This is a genomic window from Protofrankia sp. CiP1_Cm_nod4 (assembly GCF_982290645.1).
Genome location: NZ_CEVIVC010000146.1, coordinates 7,507 through 10,906 on the forward strand (window position 1 = coordinate 7,507; position 3,400 = coordinate 10,906).

General features: G+C 74.6%; 3 protein-coding genes. All 3 read left to right on the forward strand.

What is annotated here, in order from left to right:
• Positions 1-128 precede the first annotated feature (128 nt).
• The 3 genes from panC to AC5LSR_RS20310 are packed head-to-tail and all read left to right on the forward strand — an operon-like array spanning position 129 to position 3,372.
• The gene (gene panC / locus AC5LSR_RS20300) at positions 129-1,028 is read left to right on the forward strand and encodes a pantoate--beta-alanine ligase (RefSeq protein ID WP_250281945.1); all 900 of its coding nucleotides are present in this window, start codon (positions 129-131) and stop codon (positions 1,026-1,028) included.
• Between the two features lie 2 nt (positions 1,029-1,030).
• Positions 1,031-1,558: an aspartate 1-decarboxylase gene (panD, locus tag AC5LSR_RS20305; RefSeq protein ID WP_250281946.1), complete on the forward strand. Its 528-nt coding sequence runs from the start codon at positions 1,031-1,033 to the stop codon at positions 1,556-1,558.
• Positions 1,555-3,372 carry an L-aspartate oxidase gene (locus AC5LSR_RS20310; RefSeq protein ID WP_250281947.1) on the forward strand — a complete coding sequence of 606 codons (1,818 nt, stop codon included), beginning with the start codon at positions 1,555-1,557 and terminating at the stop codon, positions 3,370-3,372. Before panD ends, AC5LSR_RS20310 begins: the two co-directional genes overlap by 4 nt.
• Positions 3,373-3,400 lie beyond the last annotated feature (28 nt).

Here is a 3,400-nt window from a genome sequence, read left to right on the forward strand (position 1 = left end):
TAACCGCCGGCCGCGGCCGCCAGCCGCTTGTCACATATGCGGTACGTGACAGACGTGCGCGCGCGATCGCGTTCGGGTTAGGCTGGCGCGCGACGTCCGGTACCCCTACGAGGACTGGAACGACATTGATGGCCACATCCGCAACCGCGGCTTCGCCACGCCCCCGATCGCCCGGCGACGGGGAACCGGCGCTGGCCCTGAGCCGCGCGGAACTCGACTCACTGCTCGACGCGTCACCCTTAGCGGCAAATGCTACACGGGCTGTCGTCATGACGATGGGCGCGTTACACGCCGGGCACGCCGAGCTGATCCGCGCCGCCCGGGCCCGCGCGGACCAGCTGATCGTCACGATCTTCGTGAACCCGTTGCAGTTCGGCCCCCGCGAGGACCTCTCCCGCTACCCCCGGACGCTCGACGCCGACCTGAAGCTGTGCGGCCGCGAAGGCGCGGACATCGTCTTCGCCCCGCCGGTCGTACACGAGACCCCGCCGCTCGTCCGGGTCAGCGCCGGCTCGCTCGGCGAGGTGCTGGAGGGCGCCAGCCGCCCCGGGCACTTCGACGGCGTCCTCACGATCGTCGCGACCATGCTCCACCTGACCCGCCCGCACCTGGCCTTCTTCGGCAAGAAGGACGCCCAGCAGCTCGTCCTCGTCCGGCGGATGGCGCGTGACCTGGCCTTCCCGACCGAGATCGTCGCGGTGCCGACGGTGCGGGCCCCGGACGGGCTGGCGCTGTCCAGCCGCAACGCCTACCTGACCACCCACCAGCGCCGCAGCGCGCTCGCGCTGTCACGGGCGCTCGCCGTCGGGGTGCGCGTCGCCGACGAGGGAGCGGACGTGGTGCTGGCCGCCGCCGGCGAGGTGCTCGCCGCCGAACCGGACGTCGAGGTGGGCTACCTGCGGCTGGCAGGCCCCCACGATCTGGCACCGGTACGCACCGGCCAGGCGCTGCTGCTGGTCGCGGCCCGGGTGGGCACCACCCGTCTGATCGACAACATCGAGCTCACGCTGCCCGGGGAGGACGGCTGACCGTGTTCCGGACCATGCTCAAATCGAAGATCCACCGCGCCACGGTCACCCAGGCCGACCTGCACTACGTCGGTTCCGTCACGATCGACGCCGACCTGATGGCGGACGCGGACCTGCTCCCCGGCGAGCAGGTCACGATCGTCGACATCGACAACGGCGCCCGGCTGGAGACCTACGCGATCGCGGGCCCGCCCGGCAGCGGGATCATCGGGATCAACGGCGCGGCGGCAAGGCTTGTCCATCCCGGAGATCTTGTGATCATTCTGGCGTACGCGGTCATGGCCGATGCCGAGGCCCGCCGGTTCACCCCGCGGGTGCTGTTCGTGGACGCCACCAACCGGGTCGTCGCCCACGGGCAGGATCCGGCGGCGGCGATCCCGGACGACCCGTCCAGCCTGCGCGGGGACATCGTCCAGCCGTTGTCGGTCGATCAGCTGTCCGTCGACGGGACGAGAACCGGCCGGGAGGCGCCCCGGCACGAGCCGGACGGCGGGCGGCCGGCCACGGTCGGAGCGCGGGTCCGCCCATGACCTTCCTGCCCTGCCGCCTCGGCACGCCCCGGCCGGGCTGGGCCCTCGACGCCGACATCGTGGTGATCGGGTCGGGGATCGCGGGGCTCAGCGCCGTCCTGCACGCCCGCGCGGCCGTGCCCGCCGGCCGGGTCCTGCTGGTCACGAAGGCGCGCCTGGACGAGGGGTCGACCCGCTGGGCGCAGGGCGGCATCGCCGCCGCGCTCGCCCCGGAGGACTCCCCCGAGGATCATCTGGCCGACACCCTGACCGCCGGGGTCGGGCTGTGCGACGCCGACGCCGTGCGGATCCTCGTCACCGAGGGGCCGGCCCGGGTGCGGGAGCTGGCCGAGCTGGGCGCCGCGTTCGACCGGAACGGCTCCACCGGCGGGTTCGCGCTGACCCGCGAGGGCGGCCACCTGCGCAGCCGGATCGTGCACGCGGGCGGCGACGCCACCGGCCTGGAGGTCGAACGGGCGCTCATCACGGCGGTGCGCGCCGACCCGGGCGTCGAGGTGATCGAGCACGCGCTCGTCCTCGACCTGCTGCTGGACGCCGACGGCAACGCCGCCGGGGTGACCCTGCACGTCCTGGGCGAGGGCAGCAAGGACGGGGTGGGCGCGGTCGCCGCCCGCGCGGTGATCCTCGCCACCGGCGGGATGGGGCAGATCTTCGCCGCCACCACGAACCCGCCGGTGTCCACCGGGGACGGCGTGGCGCTGGCGCTGCGCGCCGGCGCGGTCGTCACCGACCTGGAGTTCGTCCAGTTCCATCCGACCGCGTTGTGGCTGGTCCCGCCGTCGACGGCAGCGGGAGCGCGGCTGGGGGCGGGGGCGGGCCCGGCCGGCGCGACCGGACCGGCTGGCGGCGACGATGAGCCGTCCGGCGCGCCGTCCGTCTCCGGCCAGCAGCCGCTGGTCAGCGAGGCCATGCGCGGCGAGGGCGCCCACCTGGTGGACGCCGCCGGGCACCGGGTGATGGACGGCGTCCACCCGCTCGCCGACCTGGCGCCGCGGGACGTCGTCGCCAAGCGGATGTCCCAGGTGATGTCCGCCCAGGGCGTCGACCACCTCTACCTCGACGCCCGCGGCCTGGGCAGCGCCACCCTGCTGCGGCGCTTCCCGACGATCACCGCCCGCTGCCGGGCCGCCGGCGTGGACCCGGTCCGCGAGCCGATCCCGGTCGCTCCGGCAGCGCACTACGCCAGCGGCGGCGTACGCACCGACGTCTGGGGGCGGACCAGCGTCCCCGGGCTGTACGCGTGCGGCGAGGTCGCCTGCACGGGCGTGCACGGGGCGAACCGGCTGGCGTCCAACAGCCTGTTGGAGGGGCTGGTCTTCGCCGCCCGCATCGGCACCGATCTCGCCCGGGGGCTGCCCGCCCCGACGAAGCCGGCGAACCCGGTGGTGGGACGCGGCTCGGCCGGGCTCGCCGACCCGGCGGCCCGCGCCGACCTGACCCGCGCCATGGCCGACGGCGCCGGAGTGCTGCGCAGTGCGCAGAGCCTGCGGGCGACCGCGAAGACGCTGGCCGCCCTCGGGGACCTGCGGGCCGGCGGCACCGTCACCGCCGGCCCGGACGCCTGGGAGATGACCAACCTGCGGACCGTCGCCACAGCGCTGGTCGCGGCTGCCACAATGCGTCAGGAAACCCGCGGCTCGCACTGGCGGGAAGATTTCGGTAACACTGACGACGCACGCTGGCGTGGCCACATCCTCACCCAGCTGGACGCGGAAGGTGAGCTCTCAGTGACATACGAGCCGTTGAACGCCGCGGAGGCCGCGCCTGCGCCAGGCCACCCGGCAGCCGCCGGGCACGCCTCGGACCGGGCCTGATGCCACTGCCGTCCCCACCGCCGCTGTC

Coding starts and splice junctions, on each gene's coding strand:
- panC (WP_250281945.1), top strand. CDS start 129: ATGGCCACATCCGCAACCGCGGCTTCGCCACGCCCCCGATCGCCCGGC.
- AC5LSR_RS20310 (WP_250281947.1), top strand. CDS start 1,555: ATGACCTTCCTGCCCTGCCGCCTCGGCACGCCCCGGCCGGGCTGGGCC.